Raw genomic sequence first — 24,896 nt, forward strand, 5'->3', positions numbered from 1 at the left:
ATGCGGAGGCGGCGCGTGCCCCGGCCGCCCCGTACGGAGTACATTGCCCGACCACCACGAAACCGGCGAACCACGTGAACCCCTCTTCCCCACTTCCTGGCGTCTTCCCTGGCAGCGTGCCCGCGGCGGCCGACCGGGACGGCCGGACCGGCGCCGCCCGCGCGAGCCGCCCGGGCGTCGGAGGCTACCGGCTGGTGCGCGCCGGGCTGGTGTCCGCCGCGCCTCCAGTGCTGGACGCATCCCAGCGCGCCGTGGTTGAGCACGGGAGCGGACCACTGCTGGTGCTCGCCGGACCCGGCACCGGGAAGACCACCACGCTGGTCGAGGCAGTGATGGCCCGGGTGCGGGCCGGCACCCCCGCCGACCGGGTGCTGGTGCTGACCTACGGCCGGGCCGCCGCCGTCGAGCTGCGCGACCGGATGGCCGCCCGCGCCCACCTCCTGACCGGCGGCGCGGCCGCCGCTCCGCAGGCCACCACCTTCCACTCGTTCTGCTACGGGCTGCTGCGCGCGCACCAGGACCCGGAGCTGTTCGCCGAACCGGTACGGCTGATGTCCGGGCCCGAGCAGGACCTGATGGTCCGCGAACTGCTCGCCGGGCAGGCCAGGCTCGCCCGCGAGGGCCGCGCCAAGGTCGGCTGGCCGGACGACCTGCGGGCCGCCCTCACCACCCGCGGCTTCGCCGACGAGGTGCGCGCCGTGCTCGCCCGCACCCGCGAACTCGGCCTCGCCCCGCGCGCGCTCGCCGACTTCGCGCGCAGGATCGGCCGCCCCGACTGGCTCGCCGCGGCCGCCTTCCTCCAGGAGTACCTGGACGTCGCCGACCTCCAGGGCGTCATCGACTACACCGAACTCGTGCACCGCGCGGTCCGGCTGGTCCGGCGGCCCGAGGTGCACGCCGCACTGGCCGGGCGCTACGACGCGGTCTTCGTCGACGAGTACCAGGACACCGACGCCGCCCAGGTCCGGCTGCTGCGCGCACTCGCCGGGCAGGGCCGCACCCTCGTGGCCTTCGGGGACCCCGACCAGTCGATCTACGCGTTCCGGGGCGCCGACGTGAACGGCATCCTCGACTTCCCCACCGCCTTCCCCGGTCGGGACGGCCGCCCCGCGCCGGTCCGGGTGCTCACCGGCAACCGCAGGGCCGCGGCCGCGCTGCTCACCGCCGCCGGGCAGCTCGCCGGCCGGATGGCGCTGCCGCGGCTGCCCGCGGCCGCCGCCCGCGCCCACCGCGCGCCCACCGCGCACCGGCCAGGCGGCGTGCTGGCGGTGCGCACCCATCCCACGCCCGGCGCGGAACTCGACGCCGTGGCCGACGCGTTGCGCCGCGCGCACCTCGAAGACGGCATCCCCTGGACCGACATGGCGGTCCTGACCCGCACCACCGCGGCGCTGCCCACGCTGCGCCGCGCCCTCGCCTCGGCGGGGGTCCCGATCGACCTCGCCCCTTCGGACACCCCGCTGCACGCGGACCCGGCCGTGGCGCCCCTGCTGCTGGCCCTGCGGGTGGCGGCGGAGGCGGCGGCGCGGGAAGCGGTGCCGGCGCCGAGGGAGGCACCGCGGGAGATGCCGGTTCCGCCTCCCCTCACGGAGGTGGGCGCCGCTCAGGGTGCGGAGGAGCCGGGCGGGGCGGGCGGTCCGGGGGAGGCACCGGAGGAAGCAGCCCGGGTGGCGGACGAGTTCGCGGACGAGTTCGCGGGCCGGGGCGCGGGCGCGGGCGCGGGTGCGGACGGGGATGCGGACGGCGGAGACGGGGACACGGACGGAGATGGAGACGGGGGCGCGGGTGAGTCGGAGGTCGTGGAGGGGGACGCGGGCCGGGGCGCGGGGAACGACGCGGGGACCGGCGGGGGACCCGGCCTCGCGCTGACCGTCGAGGACGCCCTGACGCTGCTCACCTCGCCGCTGGGTGGCATGGACTCGGCCGACCTGCGGAAGCTCGGGCGGGCGCTGCGCGAGGAGGAGCGGGCCGCGGGTGCGACGGTGCCGCGCCCCTCGGACCAGCTCATCGCCGAGGCGGTGGCCCGTCCCGAGCGGCTGGCGGCCCACGACGCGTCGTACGCGCGCGGCGCGCGGCGGGTCGGCGCGCAACTGGCCGCGGCGCGGGCCGGGCTCGCGGCGGGCGGCACCGTGGAGGACGCGCTGTGGGCGCTGTGGAACGGATCGCCCTGGCCGGCCCGGCTGGAGCGGGCGGCGCTGCGCGGCGGACCGGCCGGGCGGAACGCCGACCGCGACCTGGACGCGGTGTGCGCGCTGTTCGAGACGGTGGCCCGGGCGGAGGAGCGCACCGGGGGCCGCGGCGCGCTCAACCTGATCGACGAGCTGTCGTCGTTCGACATCGTGGCCGACACCCTGGGCGGCCGGGTCGTGCGGCCCGACGCCGTACGCCTGATGACCGCGCACCGGGCGAAGGGGCTGGAGTGGCCGCTCGTCGTGGTGGCGGGCGTGCAGGAGGGGGTGTGGCCCGACCTGCGGCGGCGCGGCTCGCTGCTGGAGGCGGACCGGATCGGCCGCGACGGCCTGGCGCCCCCGCTGACCCCGGGCGCGCTGCTGGCCGAGGAGCGCCGGCTGTTCTACGTCGCGGTGACCCGCGCGCGGGACCGGCTGCTGGTGACCGCGGTGAAGTCGGGGGCCGACGAGGGCGACCAGCCCTCGCGGTTCCTCGCCGAACTCGGCGTCGAACCGGTGCACGTCGGCCACCGGCCGCGCCGGCCGCTCGCGGTGGCGCCGCTCGTCGCGGAACTGCGCGCGACGACCGTGGACCCATCCGCGTCCCCCGAACTGCGGGACGCCGCCGCCCGCCGGCTGGCCCGGATGGCCTCGCTCACCGACGACGGCCATCCGCTGGTGCCCACCGCCCACCCCGACCGCTGGTGGGGCCTGTACGAACCGACCCGGTCGGAGGTGCCGGTCCGCGACCGCGACCAGCCGGTGGTGCTGTCCGGCAGCGCGCTCGACCAGCTCGCCAACACCTGCGCGTTGCAGTGGTTCCTGGGGCGCGAGGTGAAGGCGGAGCCGCCGTCGACGGCGGCGCAGGGCTTCGGGAACGTCGTGCACGTCCTGGCCGACGAGGTCGCCTCCGGACGCGCCCCCGCGGACCTCGACGTGCTGATGGCCCGGTTGGACTCGGTGTGGGACGCGCTCGCCTTCGACGCGCCGTGGAAGTCCCGGCAGGAGCGGGAGAACGCCCGCGCGGCGCTGGAGCGCTTCCTGCGCTGGCACGTCATGGAGCGCGGCCGGGAAGCGGTCGCAGGGGAGCACGCGTTCGACGTGACGCTGGAGGCGGGCGACGCGCAGGTGCGCATCCGCGGCAGCATGGACCGGGTCGAGACGGACGCCGAAGGGCGGGCCTACGTCGTGGACTTCAAGACCGGGCGGGCCAAGCCCACCGCGAAGGAGGTCGAGCGGCACCCCCAGCTCGCCGTCTACCAGCTCGCCGTGCGCGAGGGCGCGGTCGACCCGCTCTTCGGCGGGGCCCGCCCGCATCCGGGCGGCGCCGAACTCGTCCAGCTCCGGGTCGGCGCCAACCGCAAGGAGGGCGGCGACGTGCTCCCGGCGGTGCAGCGGCAGGAGCCCCTGGAGGGGGAGTGGGCGCGGGACCTGCTTGCCGAGGCCGCCGGGCGGGTGCTGGACGAGCGCTTCACGCCGGCCGCGGGGCACCACTGTGCGCACTGCGCCTTCCGTTCGGCCTGCACCGCCCGGCCGGAGGGCCGGCACGTCGTGGAGTGACGGCGGGGGTCGGCGAGGTGGGCACCGGGCTGTGGACGACTGCCTGTGGATAACCGGGAGCAGGGTGTCGTGGCCGGCGGCTATCGTGGGCGGACACAGGGGATTCCGGGGGATCGGCGGCTGTGAGCCGGCTCCAGGGGGGATGCGAGGGGGCGGCCATGGCGGCCACACGTACGTTCTGCGCGGCGGTGCTCGGCACCGCCGTGGCCGTGGCGGCGCTGACCGGCTGCGGCGGGGGCGGGCCCGACAGCGACGGGCCGCTCGTCGTGCCGGCGGCCACCACCGCCGAGACCGGGGCGTTCGCGGGGGAGAGCGCCGACCAGGTCCTGTCGAGGGCCGGGGCGGCCATGGACGCCGCCACGTCCGTGACGGTCGCCATCCGCGTCGCGGACGACGAGGACGGGGACGTGCGCGTGGCGGCCGCGCTCACCGCCACCGGCAAGTGCGCCGCCTCCATCGAGAACGGCGGCGAGGATCCGGTCCAGGTGGTCGGCATGCATGGCACGTACTACCTGAAGGGCGACGCCTCCTACTGGCAGGACCAGGGCGGCGACGAGGGCGACGTGCTGGCCGACGCCTTCGCCGGCAAGTGGGTCAAACTGCCGTCCGGGGAGGAGGACGCGGTCGGCGACCTCGACGGGTTCTGCACGATGGACACCCTGGTCGCGGCGGTCGTGGACGGCGACACCGTGACGGACAAGGAGGCCGTCACCACGCGGTACGGCACGTCCGTGGTCCCGCTCCGCGAGCGCGACGAGGACGGCACCGCCAACGTGATGTACGTCGCGGCCGACGGCGCGCCGTACATCGTGGCCCTGGTCAGCGACGACGGCGAGGCCAGCATCCACTTCAGCGACTTCGACAAGCCGCTGGAGATATCGGCGCCCCCGGCCGGGGACACCGTCGACCTGGGCTCGGTGGGCGGGGACGCGCCGCACCTGTCGGTCTGAGCGCCGCCACCCTCCGCGCGGCGGCCCGGCAGGCCCGCACGCCTTCGCCGGGGCCGGCGGGCCGCCGTCCGCGGCACGCGGCCCGGTGAAGCGTGTCGGCCGGGCCGGATAGCCTCACCGGGTGGCAAACCGTGTCAACCGCCCTGAGCAGCTCAAGGAGCTGCTGGGCATCCCGTTCACCCCGGAGCAGATGGCGTGCATCACCGCGCCCCCCGCTCCCGGGGTGATCGTCGCCGGGGCGGGCTCGGGAAAGACCACGGTGATGGCCGCCCGGGTGGTGTGGCTGGTCGGCACCGGCCAGGTCGCGCCGGACCAGGTGCTGGGGCTGACCTTCACCAACAAGGCGGCCGCAGAGCTGTCCGAGCGGGTGCGGCGGGCCCTGGCGCGCGCGGGCATCACCCCCGGAGGGGACGACGGCCCGCCGGACCCGGGCCTCGACCCGGACCAGGTGCCCGGCGACCCGCAGATCTCGACGTACCACGCCTTCGCCGGGCATTTGCTGAAGGACCACGGCATGCGGATCGGCCTGGAGCCGACCGCGCGCCTGCTCGCCGACGCCACCCGCTTCCAGTTGGCGGCGAAGGTGCTGCGGTCGGCGCCGGGCCCGTACCCGGCGCTGACCAAGGGGCTGCCCACGCTCGTCGGGGACCTGCTCGCGCTGTCCGGCGAGCTGTCGGAGCACCTGGTGCCCGCCGAGCAACTGCGTGCCCACGACACCCGGCTCGCCGCCGAACTCGCGGAGCTGGACCCCGGCGCGCGCGGCTACGCCTGGGTCAGGGAGGTGGCGCCGGCCACCGCCGCCCGCCGCGACCTCGCCGAACTGGCCGCCGCCTACCGGCAGGAGAAGAAGGGCCGCGACCTGCTGGACTTCGGCGACCAGATCGCACTGTCCGCCGAGCTGGCGACGAGCCGCCCGGAGGTCGGCGCGCTGCTGCGCGACCAGTACCGGGTGGTGCTGCTGGACGAGTACCAGGACACCTCGGTGGCGCAGCGGCTGCTGCTCGCCGGGCTGTTCGGCGGCGGCACCGGACACGCCGTGACCGCGGTGGGGGACCCCTGCCAGGCGATCTACGGCTGGCGCGGCGCGTCCGTGGCGAACCTCGACGACTTCCCCCGGCACTTCCCCCACGCGGACGGGCGGCCCGCCGACCGCTACGCGCTCAGCGAGAACCGGCGCTCCGGCGGCCGGCTGCTGGATCTCGCCAACACCCTCGCCGTCGAACTGCGGGCGCGGCACGAAGGCGTGGAGGCGCTGCGCCCGGCGCCCGGAGCCGAGCGGGACGGCGTCGTGCGCTGCGCGCTGCTGCCCACGCAGGCCGAGGAGACGCGCTGGCTGGCCGACTCGGTGGCCCACCTGGTGCGCACCGGCACCCCGCCCGGCGAGATCGCCGTGCTGTGCCGCACCGCCGCGCACTTCGCCGACCTGCACGCGGCACTGGTGGCGCGGGACGTGCCGGTGGAGGTGGTCGGTCTGTCCGGGCTGTTGCACCTGCCCGAGGTGGCCGATCTCGTCGCGACCTGCGAGGTGCTGCACGACCCGACGGCGAACGCGGCCCTGGTACGGCTGCTGACCGGCCCGCGCTGGCGGATCGGCCCGCGCGACCTGGCGCTGCTCGGCCGCCGCGCCCGGCTGCTGGTGCGGTACGGTCCCGGGCCCGACGGCGGACCGGACCGGCTCGCGGCGGCCGTGGAGGGCGTGGACCCGGCCGAGGTGGTGTCGCTGGCCGACGCGCTGGAGACGTTCCTCGACGCCGAACCCGGTGACCAACTGCCGTTCTCCGCCGAGGCGCGGGTGCGGTTCGCACGACTGGCCGCCGAGATAAGGGAGCTGCGCCGCGCGCTCGCCGACCCGCTGATGGACGTGCTGCACCGGGTGCTGGCCGTCACGGGCCTGGAGGTGGAACTCGCCGCCTCCCCGCACGCGCTCGCCGCCCGCCGCCAGGAGACCCTGAACGCGTTCCTGGACGTGGCCGCCTCCTTCGCCGCGCTGGACGGCGAGGCGACGCTGCTGGCCTTCCTCGGGTTCCTGCACACCGCCGCGCAGTACGAGAAGGGCCTGGACTCCTCGCTGCCCGGCGGCGAGGACACCGTGAAGGTGCTCACCGCCCACAAGTCCAAGGGCCTGGAGTGGGACGTGGTCGTGGTGCCCGGGCTGGTCGCCAAGGGCTTTCCCAGCGAGCGCGGCCGGGAGCTGTGGCCGCTCAACGCGAAGGTGCTGCCGCACGGCCTGCGCGGGGACGCCGCCACCCTGCCCGACGTCGAGTCCTGGACGAAGGCGGGGCTCGACGGCTTCCGCGCGGCGATGAAGGAGCACCAGCGCGTCGAGGAACTGCGGCTCGGCTACGTCACCTTCACCCGGCCGCGCTCCCTGCTGCTCGGCTCCGGGCACTGGTGGGGCCCGACCCAGTCCAGGCCGCTCGGGCCGTCCGCCTTCCTCGACGCCCTGCGTGAGCACTGCGAGGCCGGCCACGGCGAGATCGAGGTCTGGGCCGACCCCCCGGCCGAGGACGCCGACAACCCGGCCCTCGCCTCCGCCGCCGAACCCCCCTGGCCGCTGCCCCTCGACGCCGCCGCACTGCGACGGCGCCGCCACGCGGCACGATCCGTCCTCGCCGGGATCGACGCCCTCGGCCCCGACACCGCCGACCCCGCCGCCCCCCCGCCCCCCACCCGGGGGAGGGGCACGCCCGTACCCGGCCCCGCACCGGCACCGTCGTCCGGCCCCGCACCGTCGTCCCCACCGGTGCCCGGACCCGAGCCGTCGGCCGGCTCCCCGGCCTCCGCCGACCCTCCCCTCCCGCCCGACGACTCCCGCCTCGTCGCCGCCTGGGACCGCGACCTCACCGCGCTGACCGGCGAACTGCGCCGCGCCCGCGCCACCGTGCACGACGTCCCCCTGCCGCGCACCCTGACCGCCACCCAGCTCATGCGGCTGGCCGCCGACCCCGACGGCCTCGCCCGCGACCTCGCCCGCCCCCTGCCGCGCCCGCCCGCTCCGGCGGCCCGCCGCGGCACGCGCTTCCACGCGTGGGTGGAGTCCCGCTTCGACGCCCGCCCGCTCTTCGGACCCGAGGACCTCCCGGGGGTCGAGCCCGGCGACGACATCGCCGACGAGCAGGACCTCGCCGCCCTCAAGGACGCCTTCCTGCGCACCCCGTACGCCGACCGCACCCCCTACCGCGTCGAGGCCGCCTTCACCCTCACCCTCGCCGGCCGCCTCATCCGGGGCCGTATCGACGCCGTGTACCGGGAACGCGCGGACCCCCGCACCGGCGCCGACCCGCGTGCCGGCACGGACCCCCGTGCCGGCACGGACCCGGCGCCGGACGCGGGCGCGGACCCGTACACGTACGAGATCGTGGACTGGAAGACCGGGCACCGGACCGACGCCGCGGACCCGCTGCAACTGGCGATCTACCGGCTGGCCTGGGCCGAGCAGCAGGGGGTGCCGCTCGACCGGGTACGCGTGGCGTTCCTGCACATCCGCACCGGCACGCTGCTGCGCCCCACCGGCCTGCCGGACCGGGCCGCGCTGGAGCGGCTGCTCCGCCCGGACCCCCCGGACGGCGCGGAGGAGCCGCCGGGCTGAGGCCGCCCCGGGGTGGGGCGGGGACACCGGGCTGAGGCTGCCCCGGAGTGAGGCGGGGACACCGGGCGGCCGGAAGGGGTCCGCGGCGCGGCCGGTACGCTGAAAACCATGCGCACGACCCCGGACAACGCCGTCCACCCGCACCCCGCCGACCCGGCCCCGTACATCGCCGAGCACAGCGCCGCCTTCCTCGCCGAGCTGAAGGACTGGCTCCGCATCCCGTCCGTCTCCGCGAACCCGGACAACGCCCCTGACGTGCGCCGCAGCGCCGAGTGGCTCGCGGCGGCGCTCACCGCCACCGGCTTCCCGGTGGCCGAGGTGTGGGAGACCGAGGGCGGCGGTCCCGCGGTGTTCGCCGAGTGGCCGAGCGGCGAGGCCGACGCCCCCACGGTGCTCGTCTACGGGCACCACGACGTGCAGCCCGCGGCGCGGGAGGACGGCTGGTCGACCGACCCGTTCGAGCCGGTCGAGGAGGACGGGCGGCTGCGGGCCCGCGGCGCCGCCGACGACAAGGGCCAGGTCTTCCTGCACACGCTCGGCCTGCGCGCACACCTGGCGGCGACCGGCCGCACCGCGCCCGCCGTGAACGTGAAGCTGCTGGTCGAGGGCGAGGAAGAGTCCGGGTCGCCGCACTTCGGTCCCCTGATCAGGAAGCACGCCGAGCGGCTGCGCTGCGACACCGTGATCGTCTCGGACACCGGCATGTGGGCCGAGGACACCCCGACGGTGTGCACCGGCATGCGCGGGCTGGTGGACGGCCAGATCGACCTGCGCGGGCCGGACCAGGACATCCACTCGGGGTCGTTCGGCGGCGCGGTGCCGAACCCGGCCACCGAGGCGGCCCGGCTGGTGGCGGCCCTCCACGACGAGGACCGGCGGGTGGCGATCCCCGGTTTCTACGACGGTGTGGTGGAACTCACCGACCGGGAGCGGGCGCTGCTGGCGGAGCTGCCGTTCGACGAGGCGGCCTGGCTGCGCACGGCCCGGTCGCACGCGGCGCTCGGCGAACGCGGCCACACCACGCTGGAGCGGATCTGGGCCCGGCCGACCGCCGAGGTCAACGGCATCCACGCCGGGTACGGCGGGCCCGGCGGCAAGACCGTCGTGCCGTCGGGCGCGGAGATCAAGTTCTCGTTCCGGCTGGTCGCCGGGCAGGACACCGCCCGGGTGCGGCAACTGTTCACCGACTGGGTGGCGGCCCGGCTGCCCGACGGCGTCCGCCACGAGATCCGGTTCTGGGGCGAGGGCACCCGCCCGTGCCTGACCCCGCTCGACCACCCGGCGCTGCGCTCGCTGGTGCGCGCGATGAGCCGCGCCTTCGGCCAGGAGATCAGGTACACGCGGGAGGGCGGTTCGGGCCCGGCCGCGGACCTCCAGGACGTGCTGGGCGTTCCCGTGCTGTTCCTGGGAATTTCCGTGCCGTCGGACGGTTGGCACTCGGTGGACGAGAAGGTGGATCTCGACCTGCTGTTCAAGGGCGTCGAGACCGCCGCGCACCTGTGGACGGAACTGGCCGCGGACTGGGCGGACGCACCGTGGCCGAGCAGCCGGTGACCGCCGTCCGTGCCACCGGCACCGCCGGGGACCTCCGCACCGCCGGGGACCTCCGCACCGCAGGCACCATCCGTGGCGCAGCCGGCACAGGCGGCGCAGGCACCGCAAAGGGGAGTTGGGAAGACGCCTTGACCGAACTCGACGCGACATCGAAGCCGCTGAGTCTCACGTACGCCGGTGTGGACCGCGCGGCACATCACCGGCTCGACGAGGCGTGGCTCGCGGCCGCCTGGAGCCACCCCACCACCCGCGTCTTCGTCGTGTCCGGCGGCCAGGTGCTGGTCGAGGACACCGCCGACGGCGGCGCCGAACTCGTGATGACCCCGGCGTTCGACGCCCCGGAGACCGAGCAGCACCGCTACTTCCTCGGCATCGACGCCGAGGGCGTTCGCTACTTCGCCCTCCAGAAGGACACGCTGCCCGGGCGGATGGACGAGCCGGCCCGCCCGGCCGGGCTCCGCGAGGTGGGCGGGCTGCTGTCCCCGCTGGAGGCCGGCCTGATGGTGCACGCCGTCGCGCTGGAGAACTGGCAGCGCATGCACCGCTTCTGCTCGCGCTGCGGCGAGCGCACCGTCATCGCCGCCGCCGGCCACATCCGCCGCTGCCCGGCCTGCGGGGCCGAGCACTACCCGCGCACCGACCCCGCCGTCATCATGCTCGTCACCGACGACGAGGACCGCGCGCTGCTGGGCCGCCAGGTGCACTGGCCGGAGGGCCGCTTCTCCACCCTGGCCGGCTTCGTCGAACCCGGCGAGTCCATCGAGCAGTCGGTGCGCCGCGAGGTCTTCGAGGAGGCCGGCGTCATCGTCGGCGACGTGTCCTACGTGGCCAGCCAGCCGTGGCCGTTCCCCTCCAGCCTGATGCTCGGGTTCATGGCGCAGGCCACCTCGTCCGAGATCCAGGTCGATGGCGAGGAGATCCACGAGGCCCGCTGGTTCTCCCGGGAGGACCTGCGCGCCGCCTTCGAGTCCGGCGAGGTGCTGCCCCCGTACGGAATCTCGATCGCGGCCCGGCTGATCGAGCTGTGGTACGGCAAGCCGCTGCCGAAGCAGGGCACCGCCGCGGTGGTGCGGTAGCCGGACGCACGCCCCCGTCCGGCCCGCGGGACAGGCCCTAACCGGCGAGGGCGTCCAGCACGTCCTGGGTGCTGCCGGTCTCGGCAATGCGCGGGAAAGACCGCGCCACGCTGTGCTCGTGGGCGGCCGGGTCCGCGTCGGTCATGGCGTCGACCGGCAGCGTGACGTGGAAGCCCTGCTCGTGCGCGTCCCGGGCGGTCGACTCCACGCCGCTGCCGGTGGCGATGCCGGTGACGACCACCTGCGTCACGCCGAGCGCCCGCAGCCGGTCGGCCAGGCCGGTACCGGTGAAGGCGCTGCGCGCGTGCTTGGTCACGAGGATGTCCCCGGGCCGCCGGTCCAGTTCCGGGACGAGGTCGGTCCAGCCCTCGGGGAAGGACCGGGGAGCGCGGGAGCCGCGGTCGGTACGGCCGGAGGGCGCCCCGGCGACGTTGACCAGGACGACCGGCAGGTCCCGTTCGCGGAAGGCCCGCAGCAACTCCACCGAGCGCCCGACGACGCCCTCGACGGGGTGCGCGAGCGGCAGCGTGACGATGCCGACCTGGAGGTCCACGACCACGAGGGCGGTCGTCGGGTCGATGGTGGTGATGGGCATGCGGGATCCTTCGGGGTGAGGGGGCGGCGCGGCCGGGAGCGCGGGCAGGGTGCAGGCTGCCCGGCCGTACGGGGGCGGCCCGGCGGGTGGCCGTACGGGTGGCCGTGGTGGTGGTCGTGCGGGGCGAGCGCTGTGGACGGCGTCCGGTCAGGGTGCCTGGGCGATCCGACGGAGCAGGTCGGTGCAGGACGCGAGGCGGGCGACCTCCTCGGCGGAGAGCTGCGCCCCGATCGCCTGCGTCAGCCAGTCGTGCTTGGCCAGCCGCCCGGTGCGGAACTGCTCCCGGGCCGCGGTGGTCAGGCCCAGCAGGGTCTTGCGGCCGTCCTGCGGGTCGGGGGAGCCGACGACGAGCCCGGCGTCCTGGAGGGCGCCGACGATCTTCGCCATCGACTGCGGGCGGATGCCCTCCGCCCGCGCCAGCACGGTCGCCGTCGCCGGGCCGTCGCGCTCGATCCTGAGCAGGACCGACGTCTGGGACCGGGTGAGGTCGCCGCCCTCCGTCTGCTCGCGCAGCTTCCGGACGAGCCGCCCGACGGCCACGCGCAGCTCACCGGCGAGGGCCGCCGGGTCGGTACTGCCGCCCTCGGCCGGTCCGGGCGCCGGGGCGGCGTCGTCGGCAGGCGTGTCGTCCATGCCCGTACGTTAGCACTTTGGACAGCCAACTGTGCAGTTGGCTGTCTATTAGGTTCCGTGGGTGCGGGTGCGGGTGCGGGTGCGGGTGCGGGTGCGGGTGCGGGTGCGGTGGGCGCGGGCGCCGTGCGGACGGATGCGCACGACGGGGGTGGGGGCCGGGCGCGGGTGCGGCCGGGGGCGGGGGTGCCGGGCGGCTCGGCGCCGGGACTCAGTCCTGGTGGCCCTGGGCGTCGAGGATCCGGTCGATCCGCTCGCGGTGCGCCGCCTCCCACGCGTCGAGGCTCTGTGCCGCCTCCTGCGCCAGTCGGGCGCGGGCGTCGGCGAGCAGTCGAGCGCCGCGCTCGCGGGGAGCGACCACCACGCCCTCCTCGTCGGCGACCACGACGTCGCCGGCGTTCACCCGTACTCCGCCGCAGGTGACGGGGATGTTGAGCGGGGCGGCGACGGCCTTGGCGCCCGGGACGGGGATCACGCCGCGCGCGAAGACCGGGAAGCGCATCGCACGGATCTCGCCGAGGTCGCGGATCACGCCGTCGACGACGAAGGCGGCGATGCCGCGTCGCAGGGCCACCGCGCAGACGTTGCCGCCGGCCACGGCGTAGTCGACGTCACCCGCCTCCACCACGATGACGGAGCCGGCGGGGGCGCGGTGGATCGCGGCGTGCAGCATCAGGTTGTCGCCGGGTGGGCACCGCACGGTGAAGGCCGGACCGGCCACGCGCGGCACGGTCGCCCACAGCGGCCGGATGCCCGTGTCCATGACCTGCGAGCGGCCGAGGAGGTCGGCCAGCGTGGTCGGCGGTACGTCCTGGAACCCGGCGGCTTCGTCCACGCGGACGACCGTAGCACCGGCGCCCGCCGGCGCGTGGCCCTGCCCGCCGACGCGGTGGGCCCCGGGCGCGGGCGCGCGCCCGGGGGCCGGTGCCGCTCGGCGGCGCCGGGCGGATCAGGCGTTGAGCGCCTGGGAGACCTGGGCGAGGCTGGGGTTGGTCATCGTGGACGTCTTGCCGCTGGGCGCCACCACGAGGACGGTCGGCACCGTCTGGTTGCCGCCGTTGGCCTCCTCCACGAACTTCGCCGACGCCGGGTCCTGCTCGATGTTGATCTCGGTGTAGGCGATGCCCTCCCGGTCGAGCTGGCTCTTGAGCCTGCGGCAGTAGCCGCACCAGGTGGTGCTGTACATGGTCACGGTGCCGGACATGTCGTGATCCGCTCCTCGTCCAGGGTCCTCGGGGTCCTCCGTCCGGGAACGCCGGACGAGGTCTCGACATTCCTCCCAACGCCCGGCCCCCGGCGCGCATTCCGCGAGGGACTTCCCGGCGGCCTTCCCCGGCGTCCCCCGGTCGTCCGGCGGTCGTGCCCGCGGCCTTCCGCCCCCGCCCTCCGTCCCCGGTCCGGGCGGGCCTGTGGACAACTCCGTCGGCATGTCGGCGGAACCTGGCACAGTGGCGGTGTGACTGCGACAACCCACGACTCGCTCTTCCCCGCGATGCCCGACTCCGCGGACGCGGTGCTCGACGGACTCGACCCCGAGCAGCGCGCCGTCGCCACGGCCCTGCACGGCCCGGTGTGCGTGCTGGCCGGCGCCGGCACCGGCAAGACCCGTGCGATCACCCACCGGATCGCGTACGGCGTGCGCGCGGGCGTCCTCCAGCCGTCGACGGTGCTCGCGGTGACCTTCACCGCGCGCGCGGCCGGGGAGATGCGCGGGCGGCTGCGGCAGCTCGGCGCGGGCGGGGTGCAGGCGCGGACGTTCCACGCCGCCGCGCTGCGGCAGTTGCAGTACTTCTGGCCGCGCGCGATCGGCGGCGAGATGCCGCGCATCATGGACCGCAAGGTGCAGCTCGTCGCGGAGGCCGGCGCCCGCTCCCGGATCCGGCTGGACCGCAGCGAGCTGCGCGACGTGACCGGTGAGATCGAGTGGTGCAAGGTCACGCAGACGGTGCCGGAGGAGTACCCGGCCGTCGCCGCGAAGACCGCGCGCGACGTGCCGCGCGACCCGGCCGAGGTCGCGCGGATCTACGCGACGTACGAACAGTTGAAGCGCGACCGCGGGCTGATCGACTTCGAGGACGTGCTGCTGCTGACCGTCGGGGTGCTCCAGGACCGGCCGGACGTCGCGGACACCGTCCGCTCGCAGTACCAGCACTTCGTGGTGGACGAGTACCAGGACGTCAGCCCGCTCCAGCAGCGCCTGCTGGAGCTGTGGCTCGGCGGCCGGGGGAACCTGTGCGTGGTCGGCGACGCGTCGCAGACGATCTACTCGTTCACCGGCGCCACCCCGGACTACCTGCTCGGCTTCCGCACCCGCCACCCGGACGCCACCGTGGTCAAGCTGGTCCGGGACTACCGCTCCACCCCCCAGGTCGTCGGCCTGGCCAACGGCCTGCTCGGCCAGGCCCGCGGCCACGCCGCCGCCCACCGGCTCGAACTGGTCTCGCAGCGCGAGCCGGGCCCCGACCCGGTGTACACGGAGTACCCGGACGAACCGGCCGAGGCCGAAGGCGCGGCCCGCCGGATCAAGGACCTGATCGACGCCGGGGTGCGCCCCAGCGAGATCGCCGTGCTCTACCGGATCAACGCCCAGTCGGAGGTGTACGAACAGGCGCTCGCCGACGCCGGGGTGCCGTACCAGTTGCGTGGCGCCGAGCGGTTCTTCGAGCGGCCCGAGGTGCGCGAGGCCGGCATGCTGCTGCGCGGGGCGGCCCGCGCGGCCGCCGACCCGGGCGAGCAGCCGGAGACGGTCCCGCAACAGGTGCGGGCGGTGCTCAGCTCGCGCGGCTGGGCCTCGGAGCCGCCCGCGGGGTCGGGAGCGGTGCGCGACCGGTGGGAGTCGCTGGCCGCGCTGGTGCGGCTGTCGGAGGACTTCGCCGTGGCGCGGCCGGCCGCCGAGCTTTCGGACTTCGTCGCGGAGCTGGACGAGCGGGCGAACGCCCAGCACGCCCCGACGGTGGAGGGCGTCACCCTCGCCTCGCTGCACGCGGCGAAGGGTCTGGAGTGGGACGCGGTGTTCCTGGTCGGCCTGACCGAGGGCACCATGCCGATCACCCACGCCAAGACCGACGAGCAGGTCGAGGAGGAGCGCCGCCTGCTGTACGTGGGGGTGACCCGCGCCCGGCTGCACCTGTCGATGTCCTGGGCGCTGTCGCGCTCGCCGGGCGGGCGCGGCGGGCGGCGGCCCTCCCGCTTCATGGACGGGCTGCGGCCCGGGTCCGCGCCGCGCGGTGCCCGGGGCGGCGCCGGCGGCCAGGGCGGCGTCGAGCGCGGCTCGGGCGGGCGCAGCCGCCGGCGCGGGCCGGTGCTGTGCCGGGTGTGCGGGCGGACACTGTCGGACGCGGGCGAGATCAAGCTGATGCGCTGCGAGGACTGCCCCTCCGACCTCGACGAGGCGCTGTACGACCGGCTGCGCGGCTGGCGATCGGAGCAGGCGAAGGCGCTCGGCCAGCCCGCCTACTGCGTCTTCACCGACAAGACGCTGCTGGCGATCGCCGAGGTCCGGCCGTCCGACGAGCAGGGGCTTGCCGCGATCCCGGGCGTGGGCGCCAGGAAGCTCGACAAGTTCGGGGCGGACGTGCTGGCGCTGTGCACCGGCGCCGAGCCGGATGGGGAACCGGACGAGGAGCTGGACGGGGCGGGGGACGAATCGTCGGACGACGGGACGGGCCCGGAGGGGGGAGAGGAGGCGGTCGGAGCGGAATACGGCGCTCCGGACGAACCGTTCGAAGAGGCCCTTCCCACCGGCCCGGAAGAGGCCGCCGAATCTTCTTCGGAAGAAGCCGAAAAATAGTTTGCGCATCCCGCGGGAGTCCTCATAGCCTGCGGGAGCACGGTCGAGAGCGGGTCTTCCAAGAGCCGCCAAGACTGTGATGTACTAGGCAAGTCCGGTTTACTGCCCTTACGAGACGCCGAGAGGAGGCGAGCCCAGTGATCAGCAACTCCACCATCACCAAAGTGACCGATCGCCCGGTCGCGGCTGCCGCCTGCTCGCTCGACGTCTCCATGATCTCGCTGCGCGGCACCGGTCTGTCCCTCTCCTCCGCCCTGCTCCCGGTCCTGCCGGTGCGGGAGCGGAATGAGCGACCGACCGAGGCGCCCGCGGTAGCGGCGGCGAAGGCACAGGCGACCGCCTATGCCTTTACCTCTGCGGCCGTCGGCGCCGGCGCGACGGACGCGCACTCCGCTATGCGCGGTGCCAATGGCGGTCAGGCCGCCATTGTCACCGGACTGGTGATCGGACAGCAGGAAAAGCAGACGCAGCACGGTAGCTGGGCCTTCCGCGGGCCTGAACCCTGGAGCGATCCAACCTGACATCGAGTCAGGTCGGCACCCTCAGGGCCGCGGAATCCCACACCGGGAACCGCGGCCCTTCTGTTTTCTCCACCCGAGACGGCTGTCCTCCGCAGACAGCCACAACCGAAGACCGGCCCACCGGCCGGACCGACAGACGAGGAACGAACACCGTGCATTCCGCCCCGCACGACACGTCCGGACTTCAGCCCGACCTGACCGGGACGCCCACCGGCGACCCCACCGACCACCCGCCCCTCGGCACCATCGCCGGGGACCCCAGCACAGACCCTCCGGAGAACACCTTGCTGCCCCTCACCGAGCTCGACGACGAGATCGAGCGACTCGGCGTGCCCGTCCCCTGTCGCACCTACGACCCCGAGGTCTTCTTCGCGGAGTCCCCGGCGGACGTGGAGTACGCCAAGTCCCTCTGCCAGACCTGCCCGGTCCGCGAGGCATGCCTCGCCGGTGCCAAGGACCGCCGCGAGCCCTGGGGTGTCTGGGGCGGCGAGCTGTTCATCCAGGGCGTCGTGGTGCCCCGCAAGCGGCCGCGTGGCCGCCCGCGCAAGAACGCCGTGGCGGCATGAGCACTCGCGCCGTGTTCCGCACCCGGCCCGGCACGATCGACCGGCCCCTGACGCATGACCCGAAGCACCGCAACTCCAAGAATCAGGCCCCGATGACCACTTCCCGCACCGATCAGCCCGCACGTACCTCCGACGCCTTCGCGTCGGCCCAGAACAGGAACCTCGAAATGCAACTCATGCCAGAAGCCCTGGCCCGTGCCCATATGCAGGACCGGCTGCGCGAGGCGGAACGCGAACGAAGGTCGCAGCACCTCCTCGCCGCCCGCCGGTTCCAGCGCCGTGCCGAGCGCGCCTCGATGCGCGCCCGCCGCGCGCTGGCCATGGCGGTCATGCAGTAACGGTCCGCGGTCGGCGGCACCGCGCGGTAGCCGTGATGCAGTAACGGCCCGCCGGCACCCGCGAAAACGACGGTGACCACGGACGATCCCGCGGGACCGGTCCGACCAGGACCGGTCCCGTGGTGCGTTCGCCCGGCGCGACCGGGCCGCGCGGAGGTATCGTCGCGAGGTGGATCACAAACCCGATCAGGCCACGGCGACGGGCACCGCGACGGCGTCCGGCACCCTCTCCGGCCGCACGTCCCGTACGACGTGCGGCCGCTGCGGCAGCACCGCCGACGGCCTTCCGCTGACCTGGGCCTGCTCCGTCGAGAACGGGCGCCGCCTCTACTTCTGCGACACCTGCGCGCGCAAGCACCTGCGGAGCATCGAGGGGCGCCTCGACTCCGCCTGGTGGTAGCTCACCCCGAGGACGCGGCGCCGTCCGGGTCGAACCCCGGCAGCCACTCCTCCAGCTCAGCGCGCAGCCGCACCTCCGCGCCGAGCTGGCACAGCACGCCCACCGTGCTGAGCGTCACCCGGTGGATCAGCAGGTAGGACGGCGGCAGGTTCAACTGCTTGCCCAACTGGTGCGCCGGCGAGCGCGGATCGGCGATCCGGGCCGCCTGCGTGCGCATCCACGCCCGGTCGAACCCGAACTCCTCGCGCCCGGCCGGCTCGATGATCGGCCGCAGGTAGTCCAGCACCGCTTCCGCGTCGAGCTCGATCGTCGGTTTGACGAAGCCCTCCGCGCGCAGCATGCGGTACACCTCTTCCGCGTCGCCCGCCAGCGCCAGCCGCAGCGCGGTGCCGATCGGCAGCGGCAGCCCCTCGGGCAGCCGGTCCACCGTGCCGAAGTCCAGCACGCCCAGCCGCCAGCCCGACGCCGGGCCGTCGTCGGTGAGCAGGCGGAAGTTGCCCGGGTGCGGATCGGCGTGCAGCAGCCCGGTCCTGGCCGGGCCGGCGAAGAGGAAGTGCGCCAGCAACTGCCCGGCCCGGTCCCGCATCTCCCGGCTTCCGCCCGAGATCACCTCCGACAGCGGCACCCCGTCCATCCACTCGGTGACCAGCACCTGCTCCGCCTGGTGCACCACGTCCGGCACCTCGACGTCCGGATCCCCGGCGAACTCCCGCGCGTGTGCGTGCTGGGCCGTCGCCTCCAGCGCGTAGTCCAGCTCCTCCGCGACCCGGGCCCGCAACTCCGCCAGCAGCGGCTTCACGTCCATCCCCGGCACCAGCGGCCCGAACAGGCGTGCCACCCGACCCAGTTGCGACAGGTCGGACAGCAGCGCGTCGCCGGCCCCCGGGTACTGGACCTTCACCGCGACCTGCCGGCCGTCGCTCCACACCGCCCGGTGCACCTGCCCGATCGACGCGGCCGCCGCCGGCGTGTCCTCGAACGAGGCGAACATCGAGCGCCAGTCCTTGCCGAGCTGCTCGGCCAGCACCCGGTGCACGGTCCGGGCCGGCATCGGCGGCGCCGCCTCCTGGAGCTTGGTGAGCGCCGCCCGGTACGGCCCGGCGATGTCCTCCGGCAGCGCCGACTCGAAGACCGACAGGGCCTGCCCGAACTTCATCGCGCCGCCCTTCAGCTCGCCGAGCACCTTGAAGAGCTGCTCCGCGGTGCGCTCCTGCAGCTCGGTCGCGACCTCGTCGGCCGGCCGACCGCCCAGCCGCTTGCCCAGCCCGAGCGTGGCCCGCCCGGCGAAGCCCAGAGGAAGCGCGGCCAGCTTCGCGGTGCGCGTCACCGCCTTGCGTGGAAGATCAGACATGCGCCCCCTCATTTCCCGTCGGTCACATGGCCATTGTGCCTCCCTCCGCCGCCTCTCGACCGTGACGATCAGCGCCTTTCGTCCCCGCGGCGCCCCCGGGCGGGCGCGCCGCCGCGCCGATCACGCCTTCCCCGCCCGCGCCGGCGGGCCTGCCGTGCCTTCCGGAGCGGGGTCCGCGCCCCCGCTTCCCTCCCGCGGCGCGTCGGCGCGTTGCCCGCCTGGCGCCGCCCCGCCCGGCGCCGCCCCGCACGGGCAGCGGGTGTCCGCCGGCAGGGCCCGCACCCGCGTGGACAGCCGGAACGAGGACAGCTCCAGCCGGGCGCCGGTGCTCGGCGGCAGCCGCCCGTCCAGGTACGCCAGCACGTGTGCCGCCGCCAGGCCCGCCACCGCTGTGGCCAGCGCGACGTCGCACGCCGGCACCGCGTGCGGGCGCCCCGACCGTAGCTGCGCCAGCACCCGGGGCAGCGCCGGGTCCCGGTCGGCCAGCGCCAGCCCCTGGCACTCGCCGCACCCGCTCAGCCCCGGCAGCACCAGCGGTCCGACCAAGCCGGTGCCCTCCAGCACACCCGCGTAGAGGTGCGGCACGCCTGAGGCCACCAGGTCGCGCGCGTGGTCCACGTCCGGGGCGTACGCGTGCAGCCCGTCCCGCGGGGCGACCACGACGACCGCGTCACCGCCCGCCACGCCGCTCCCGGCCTCCGCGGCAGCGCCTTCCCACAGGTCAGGTCCCGGCTCCGGCCTCGGCGCCGCCGTCCACGCTGCTCCGGGCCCGGACGGCCGCGGTGCGCCGCGGCGAGGGGCCGCCCGGCCGTGTCCGCGGGCCGGGCCGGGTGCGGCGCGGCGGACCAGGCCGCGTCCGGCGGCGTCCCGCCGCTCTCCCAACTGGTCGGCGGGGAAGCCCGCCGGGCCGATGTCCCACGGCTCGACCCGCCCGGTGTCCACCACGTCCACCGCCCCCACCCCGGCGGCGGACAGCACCGCCGCCACGGCCGCGCCGACCCGGCCCGCCCCCAGCACCCGCACGCGCGACTCGTGCCGGTGCCGTATCCGCAGTGCGCCCCCGCCCGGGTCGGGGTGCACCACGGACAGGGCCGCGAGGTCCGGACGCAGCCGGTCCAGCATGTCCGTGCGGTGCCGGAGCACCGTGGACAGGTCGGAGTGCGCCGAGGCGTCGTCCAGCACGCCGCCCTCCGCCAGGACGCCCAGCATCCGCCGGACCCGGTCCGGCCCCAGGCCCAGCGACTCCGCCTCGCGGGCCAGCACCTCGGGACCGCGGGTGCCGTCCAGCAGCGCCAGGAAGCCGGCCGCCGGGCCGTCCACCGGCTCCAGCACCACCGCCCGCTCCGGATCCACCCCGAACTGCACGCACTCCCGGTCCCGCCAGCTCCTGCGCAGCGCGCTCTTCAACATCAACCGCACGGCCCCGCCACCTCCTCGCGCCGGCACCGCGGGGTGCGCCCGGGCACGAGGTAGCGCCCGTACGAAGCCCACCCGGAGGATCACGGGAGACCCCTCTCCCGTCGCTCTCGGTGACCGACGCCTCCACTTTGCCCGGAAAAGCGAATGGCCGAGCGAAGTTATCCACAGGCTGTGAGGGATAGTCGTTCAAGATGAGTGCAAACCGAGGTGATTCCCGCGGCATCCGGCCCGGAGTCGGGACTTCCGCCCGGTACAGCGGGTAACGTCGAGATGTGTCCGCTGACCCTGCCCATGACATCGCAGACCAGCCCGCCCCCGGCACCCGGGCGGGCGGGTCCGGCAGGCCGGGCGGGCCGGCCGTGACGGGCCCGGTCGAGGTGCGCCGCAGCGCCCGCCGCCGCCGTACGGTCTCCGCGTACCGGGACGGCGACCGGACGATCGTCATGCTTCCGGCCCGGATGTCCACGGCCGAGGAGCAGCGCTGGGTGACGGTGATGCTGGAGAAGCTCGCCGCGCAGGAGAGCCGCCGGATGCCCGGCGACGACGAACTCGCCGCCCGCGCCGAGCGCCTCTCCGAGCAGTACTTGGACGCCCGCGCCGTGCCCGACACCGTGCGCTGGGTCACCAACCAGAACTCCCGGTGGGGGTCGTGCACCCCGGCCGAGGGGAGCATTCGCCTGTCCCACCGCCTCCAGGGCATGCCCGAGTACGTCATCGACTACGTGCTCCTGCACGAACTCGCGCACCTGCTGGTGCCCGGGCACGGCCCGCGGTTCTGGAAGCTGCTGGAGAGCTATCCGCGCACCGAGCGTGCCCGCGGCTTCCTCGAAGGGGTCGTCGCCGCCGACCGGCTGCCCCACGCGCCCGCCCCGCGCGAGGACTAGGGCCGGTCCGGCGGGTCCTGCCGGGCTCACGGCGCCCGGCACCGCACCTCCCTGCGTTGTCGAATCACCCACGTACGACACCCACGTACGACCCGGTACGAGAACCGTTCTCCGCCTTGCGGTGCGCGGCACCGGACGCCGCGAGCCTGACCCGGCACGATCCGCCGGACAGGCTCCGGGGGACCGCGGCCCGGCTCCGCTCGCGCCGGGGACAGCACCGGTACCTGTCCGGTACAGGCCGGTGATGGCCGGTTCCGGTGCGAGCCGTTAGCCTGACGCAACGCACCGGGACGACGGGTGCACGCGAAGCGGCGCGGCGAGCCGACGACAAGCGGAATGGGGGAAGGGCACGCATGGCCAGGGAGTTCCAACGTGGCCACAAGGCCAAGATCAGTGATCTGACCGCCGGCAGGGATCTCTACGTGGGCGTGCAGATCACCGCTCCCGGCCTCACGTTCGACATCAGCTGCTTCGGGCTCGACGCCGGCGAGCAGCTCTCGGACGACCGGTACTTCGTCTTCTTCAACCAGCCGAAGTCGCCGGAGGAGTCGATCCAGTTGCTCGGCGCGCAGGCCGGGGACACCGAGTCCTTCCGGGTCACCCTCGACCGGATCCCCGACGCGGTGCGGAAGCTGGCCTTCACCGCCACCATCGACGGCGACGGGCAGATGTCGCAGATCTCGCCCGGCTACATCCGGCTCGTGGCGGGCGGCGAGGAGGTCGCGCGCTACGCCTTCACCGGCGCGGAGTTCAGCACGGAGCGCGCGGTGATGCTCGCCGACGTCTACCTCAAGGACGTGTGGCGCTTCGCCGCGGTCGGGCAGGGTTTCGACGGCGGGCTGGAAGCACTTCTGCGGAACTTCGGCGGCGAGGTCGCCGAGGAGGAGCCGGCGGCCCAGGAACCGCAGGGCGCACCGGGGTTCGCGCCCCCTGGCGGCGCCGCCGCTCCCGTGCCCGGTTTCGCGCCGCCGCCCGGGCCCGCCGCGGGCACCCCACCGCCGCTGCCCATGCCCGCCCCCGCTTCCGCCCCCGCGCCTGCTGCGGCGCCGCCGCCCGCCCCGGCTCCCGCGTTCGGCGCGCCGCCGCCCGGCTCCACGCCCCCGCCACCGCCCGGCGTGGACCCTTCCATCCACCAGGCACCCACCATGGTCGGGCCGTTGGCCACGCCGCCGGCCCAGGCGCCGCCCTTCGGCCAGGTCCCGCCCCCCGCGCCGCCGCCGTTCCCCGGTCAGGCCACCCCGCCGCCCTTCCCCGGGCAGCCCGGGCAGCCGGCCCCCTTCGGCCAACCGGGTCCGCCCGGACCGCCGATGGGCGCCCAGAGCGCGTACACGGTGCCGCCGACCCCCACCCAGGGCGCGGGCATCTCCGTCTCCATGCAGAAGTTCCGCGAGCAGCCGACCGGCCAGCGCTGGACGCAGCAGAACCCGAAGATGATGCGCGCCGACCTCGGCCAGGGCACCGGCCAGCCGGTGCTGGCCCGCCAGGGCGCCATGGTGCTCTATCAGGGCAAGGTCGACTTCGGCTACCGGGGCGAGGGTTTCCGCGGCCGGGTCGTCGGCAACATGACCGGCCAGGAGATGCAGCTCATGCGCTGCACCGGTGACGGCCAGGTCTTCTTCGCCGAGAACGCCGCCTACCTGCACCCGGTCGAGTTGCAGGGCGACGCGATCTGCGTCTCCGCGGAGAACGTGCTCGCCTTCGACGAGGGGTTGCAGTACGAGGTGCGCAGGATCGAGGGCCACGGCATCCCCGGCGGCGCCCTGTTCACCATGCAGTTCCAGGGCACCGGCACCGTGGTCGTCAAGACCCACGGCACCCCGGTCGTCCTTCCGGTCACCCCGACCACCTACGCCGACAGCAACGCGATCGTCGCCTGGTCGGCGGGCTCCCAGGTGATCGTCTCCAGCCAGGTGCGGCTGCGTCGGAGCGTCTACCCCGGCCACAGCGGCGAGACCGTGAACCTCCAGTTCCGCGGCGCTCCCGGCAACTTCATCGTCGTCCAGCCCTACGAGGTGTGACCTGCCATGGACCAGCAGATGATCGCGGGTTACGCCCCCAAGCCGGTCGCCGCGCGGATGGAGAACCACGGCTCGTCCATGCTCAAGGTCGCCATGGCCACCGGCCAGGACCTCTACGCGCGGACCGGCTCGATGATCGCCTACGAGGGCTTCATCCAGTACGAGCCGAACCCGCCGGCGGTACGGCAGATGGCCGCGTCGTGGCTCACCGGCGAGAGCGCACCGGTGATGAAGTGCAGCGGCGACGGACTGCTCTACCTGGCCGACTACGGCGCCGACGTGGTCTGCCTCAACCTGGCCGACGAGTCGGTGTCGGTCAACGGCACCAACCTGCTGGCGTTCGACGCGCACCTGCGGTGGGGCGTCGAGCGCGTCAAGGGGCTGGCGAAGTTCGCCGGCCAGGGCCTGTTCAACGTGGCCGTGTCCGGCACCGGATGGGTCGCGGTCACCTCGCGCGGCACCCCGGTCGTGGTCGACTGCGGTTCGGGGGCCGACGAGACGTACGTCGACCCGGACGCCCTGGTCGCCTGGTCGTCCGGGCTGAAGATGAAGGCCAAGCGCAGCTTCAAGGCGTCGTCGCTGATCGGGCGCGGCAGCGGCGAGGCGTTCCAGATCGCGTTCTCCGGCCAGGGTTTCGTGGTCGTGCAGCCGAGCGAGGACAGTACCGACCGGCTCCGGGCCCGGGGCTGAGGGGGAGCGAACACATCATGCAGAGCCCGCTTTTCGCCTTCACCGAGGTCCAGAACCAGGACCACTACAGCCTCCAGAACTCCTACCTGCTGCGGGTCCGGTTGGACGGCGACGCCGGCCCGGACTGCCTGGCCCGCAAGGGCGCGATGGTCGCCTACCAGGGCATGATCGAGTTCGACGGGGAGTACCAGTCGCACCACCGGCGCCGCGCGGCACGGGCGACGGGCGAGGCACTGGACCTGATGCGCTGCTCCGGGCAGGGCACCGTCTACCTGGCGAACCTCGCCCAGCAGATCCACATCCTCGACGTCGACCACGACGGCCTCACCGTCGACAGCTCCTACGTGCTCGCCCTGGACTCCGGCCTGCACTGGGACGTGGTCGCGGTCGACAGCCAGTACGGCCTGTCCGGCACCGGGCAGTACAACGTCGTCATCGCCGGGCGGGGCAAGGTCGCCCTGATGACGTCGGGCAAGCCACTCGTGCTCCCGGTCACCCCGAACACGTACGTGTCCTGTGACGCGGACGCGGTCGTCGCCTGGTCGACGTCGCTGCGGGTCCAGATGCAGGCGCAGACCAGCAGTTCGACGGTCTTCCGCCGGCGCGGCAACACCGGCGAGGGATGGGAGCTGAACTTCGTCGGCCAGGGCCACGTCCTGGTGCAGCCGAGCGAGATGATGCCGCCGCAGAACGTCGACCTGCACGGCCTGCGCGCGCAGTACGGCGTCGGGGCGCAGGGCGCCCCCCAGGGCAACGCCTGGGGCGGCCGCTGACGGCGGGACCGCCGGACGCGTGAG

At 74.9% G+C, this 24,896-nt stretch carries 20 protein-coding genes; 14 read left to right on the forward strand and 6 right to left on the reverse strand.

The window, feature by feature from the left end:
* Positions 1–116: 116 nt before the first annotated feature.
* The 5 genes from RVR_RS24165 to nudC all read left to right on the forward strand — a co-directional run bounded on the left by RVR_RS24165 (position 117) and on the right by nudC (position 10,897).
* Complete coding sequence (locus tag RVR_RS24165; RefSeq protein ID WP_430393170.1) at positions 117–3,728, forward strand: ATP-dependent helicase; 3,612 nt, start codon at positions 117–119, stop codon at positions 3,726–3,728.
* Positions 3,729–3,886: 158 nt separating this feature from the next.
* Positions 3,887–4,678, forward strand: a complete 792-nt coding sequence (locus RVR_RS24170; protein ID WP_202235999.1) for a hypothetical protein — start codon at positions 3,887–3,889, stop codon at positions 4,676–4,678.
* Positions 4,679–4,799: 121 nt separating this feature from the next.
* Positions 4,800–8,267, forward strand: a complete 3,468-nt coding sequence (locus RVR_RS24175; protein ID WP_202236001.1) for an ATP-dependent DNA helicase — start codon at positions 4,800–4,802, stop codon at positions 8,265–8,267.
* Positions 8,268–8,375: 108 nt separating this feature from the next.
* Complete coding sequence (locus tag RVR_RS24180) at positions 8,376–9,821, forward strand: M20/M25/M40 family metallo-hydrolase (RefSeq protein WP_202236003.1); 1,446 nt, start codon at positions 8,376–8,378, stop codon at positions 9,819–9,821.
* Between the two features lie 128 nt (positions 9,822–9,949).
* Entirely contained in the window at positions 9,950–10,897 is a 948-nt protein-coding gene (gene nudC / locus RVR_RS24185; protein WP_202236004.1) for an NAD(+) diphosphatase, read from the forward strand.
* A 37-nt stretch (positions 10,898–10,934) separates the two neighbouring features.
* Here nudC and RVR_RS24190 read toward each other — a convergent pair whose 3' ends face one another.
* From RVR_RS24190 to RVR_RS24205, 4 genes are all read right to left on the reverse strand, one after another.
* Positions 10,935–11,492: a cysteine hydrolase family protein gene (locus RVR_RS24190; RefSeq protein ID WP_202236005.1), complete on the reverse strand. Its 558-nt coding sequence runs from the start codon at positions 11,490–11,492 to the stop codon at positions 10,935–10,937.
* Between the two features lie 147 nt (positions 11,493–11,639).
* Entirely contained in the window at positions 11,640–12,125 is a 486-nt protein-coding gene (locus tag RVR_RS24195; protein ID WP_202236007.1) for a MarR family winged helix-turn-helix transcriptional regulator, read from the reverse strand.
* Positions 12,126–12,333: 208 nt separating this feature from the next.
* Positions 12,334–12,957, reverse strand: a complete 624-nt coding sequence (locus RVR_RS24200; protein ID WP_202236008.1) for an RraA family protein — start codon at positions 12,955–12,957, stop codon at positions 12,334–12,336.
* 114 nt (positions 12,958–13,071) lie between these two features.
* Complete coding sequence (locus RVR_RS24205; protein WP_202236009.1) at positions 13,072–13,326, reverse strand: mycoredoxin; 255 nt, start codon at positions 13,324–13,326, stop codon at positions 13,072–13,074.
* A gap of 288 nt (positions 13,327–13,614) precedes the next feature.
* Here RVR_RS24205 and RVR_RS24210 point away from each other — a divergent pair, with 288 nt between their 5' ends.
* The 5 genes from RVR_RS24210 to RVR_RS24230 all read left to right on the forward strand — a co-directional run bounded on the left by RVR_RS24210 (position 13,615) and on the right by RVR_RS24230 (position 17,737).
* Positions 13,615–15,912: an ATP-dependent DNA helicase UvrD2 gene (locus RVR_RS24210; RefSeq protein ID WP_202239054.1), complete on the forward strand. Its 2,298-nt coding sequence runs from the start codon at positions 13,615–13,617 to the stop codon at positions 15,910–15,912.
* A gap of 137 nt (positions 15,913–16,049) precedes the next feature.
* Positions 16,050–16,433 carry a hypothetical protein gene (locus RVR_RS24215; protein WP_202236010.1) on the forward strand — a complete coding sequence of 128 codons (384 nt, stop codon included), beginning with the start codon at positions 16,050–16,052 and terminating at the stop codon, positions 16,431–16,433.
* A gap of 245 nt (positions 16,434–16,678) precedes the next feature.
* Positions 16,679–16,999, forward strand: a complete 321-nt coding sequence (locus RVR_RS24220) for a WhiB family transcriptional regulator (RefSeq protein ID WP_272933147.1) — start codon at positions 16,679–16,681, stop codon at positions 16,997–16,999.
* Positions 16,996–17,337 (forward strand): hypothetical protein, encoded by a 342-nt coding sequence (locus RVR_RS24225; protein WP_202236011.1) that lies wholly within the window; start codon positions 16,996–16,998, stop codon positions 17,335–17,337. Before RVR_RS24220 ends, RVR_RS24225 begins: the two co-directional genes overlap by 4 nt.
* 169 nt (positions 17,338–17,506) lie before the next feature.
* Positions 17,507–17,737: a hypothetical protein gene (locus RVR_RS24230; RefSeq protein ID WP_202239707.1), complete on the forward strand. Its 231-nt coding sequence runs from the start codon at positions 17,507–17,509 to the stop codon at positions 17,735–17,737.
* 1 nt (position 17,738) lies between these two features.
* On the opposite strand, the gene RVR_RS24235 is transcribed toward RVR_RS24230, so the two are convergent.
* Together RVR_RS24235 and RVR_RS24240 are read right to left on the reverse strand one after the other, a co-directional pair.
* Positions 17,739–19,088 carry an ABC1 kinase family protein gene (locus tag RVR_RS24235; protein ID WP_202236012.1) on the reverse strand — a complete coding sequence of 450 codons (1,350 nt, stop codon included), beginning with the start codon at positions 19,086–19,088 and terminating at the stop codon, positions 17,739–17,741.
* Positions 19,089–19,208: 120 nt separating this feature from the next.
* Positions 19,209–20,498 carry a ThiF family adenylyltransferase gene (locus tag RVR_RS24240; protein ID WP_202239056.1) on the reverse strand — a complete coding sequence of 430 codons (1,290 nt, stop codon included), beginning with the start codon at positions 20,496–20,498 and terminating at the stop codon, positions 19,209–19,211.
* A 368-nt stretch (positions 20,499–20,866) separates the two neighbouring features.
* Between RVR_RS24240 and RVR_RS24245 the strand changes: the two genes are divergently transcribed.
* The 4 genes from RVR_RS24245 (at position 20,867) to RVR_RS24260 (ending at position 24,872) form a co-directional block, all read left to right on the forward strand.
* On the forward strand, positions 20,867–21,391 hold the full coding sequence (locus RVR_RS24245) for a M48 metallopeptidase family protein (RefSeq protein ID WP_237405394.1): 525 nt from the start codon (positions 20,867–20,869) through the stop codon (positions 21,389–21,391).
* Positions 21,392–21,744: 353 nt separating this feature from the next.
* Positions 21,745–23,409, forward strand: a complete 1,665-nt coding sequence (locus tag RVR_RS24250) for a TerD family protein (protein WP_202236014.1) — start codon at positions 21,745–21,747, stop codon at positions 23,407–23,409.
* A 6-nt stretch (positions 23,410–23,415) separates the two neighbouring features.
* Positions 23,416–24,099: an AIM24 family protein gene (locus tag RVR_RS24255; RefSeq protein ID WP_202236015.1), complete on the forward strand. Its 684-nt coding sequence runs from the start codon at positions 23,416–23,418 to the stop codon at positions 24,097–24,099.
* 17 nt (positions 24,100–24,116) lie between these two features.
* Positions 24,117–24,872 carry an AIM24 family protein gene (locus RVR_RS24260; RefSeq protein WP_202236023.1) on the forward strand — a complete coding sequence of 252 codons (756 nt, stop codon included), beginning with the start codon at positions 24,117–24,119 and terminating at the stop codon, positions 24,870–24,872.
* Positions 24,873–24,896: the final 24 nt, after the last annotated feature.

Source organism: Streptomyces sp. SN-593 (assembly GCF_016756395.1).
Classification (GTDB): domain Bacteria; phylum Actinomycetota; class Actinomycetes; order Streptomycetales; family Streptomycetaceae; genus Actinacidiphila; species Actinacidiphila reveromycinica.

What these genes read in the sequence shown, in the direction of transcription:
- RVR_RS24240 (WP_202239056.1), bottom strand. Translation starts at nt 20,498, where the DNA reads ATGTTGAAGAGCGCGCTGCGCAGGAGCTGGCGGGACCGGGAGTGCGTG.
- RVR_RS24210 (WP_202239054.1), top strand. Translation starts at nt 13,615, where the DNA reads ATGCCCGACTCCGCGGACGCGGTGCTCGACGGACTCGACCCCGAGCAG.
- RVR_RS24205 (WP_202236009.1), bottom strand. Translation starts at nt 13,326, where the DNA reads ATGTCCGGCACCGTGACCATGTACAGCACCACCTGGTGCGGCTACTGC.
- RVR_RS24255 (WP_202236015.1), top strand. Translation starts at nt 23,416, where the DNA reads ATGGACCAGCAGATGATCGCGGGTTACGCCCCCAAGCCGGTCGCCGCG.
- RVR_RS24250 (WP_202236014.1), top strand. Translation starts at nt 21,745, where the DNA reads ATGGCCAGGGAGTTCCAACGTGGCCACAAGGCCAAGATCAGTGATCTG.
- RVR_RS24195 (WP_202236007.1), bottom strand. Translation starts at nt 12,125, where the DNA reads ATGGACGACACGCCTGCCGACGACGCCGCCCCGGCGCCCGGACCGGCC.
- RVR_RS24260 (WP_202236023.1), top strand. Translation starts at nt 24,117, where the DNA reads ATGCAGAGCCCGCTTTTCGCCTTCACCGAGGTCCAGAACCAGGACCAC.
- RVR_RS24170 (WP_202235999.1), top strand. Translation starts at nt 3,887, where the DNA reads ATGGCGGCCACACGTACGTTCTGCGCGGCGGTGCTCGGCACCGCCGTG.
- RVR_RS24190 (WP_202236005.1), bottom strand. Translation starts at nt 11,492, where the DNA reads ATGCCCATCACCACCATCGACCCGACGACCGCCCTCGTGGTCGTGGAC.
- RVR_RS24180 (WP_202236003.1), top strand. Translation starts at nt 8,376, where the DNA reads ATGCGCACGACCCCGGACAACGCCGTCCACCCGCACCCCGCCGACCCG.
- RVR_RS24225 (WP_202236011.1), top strand. Translation starts at nt 16,996, where the DNA reads ATGAGCACTCGCGCCGTGTTCCGCACCCGGCCCGGCACGATCGACCGG.
- RVR_RS24235 (WP_202236012.1), bottom strand. Translation starts at nt 19,088, where the DNA reads ATGTCTGATCTTCCACGCAAGGCGGTGACGCGCACCGCGAAGCTGGCC.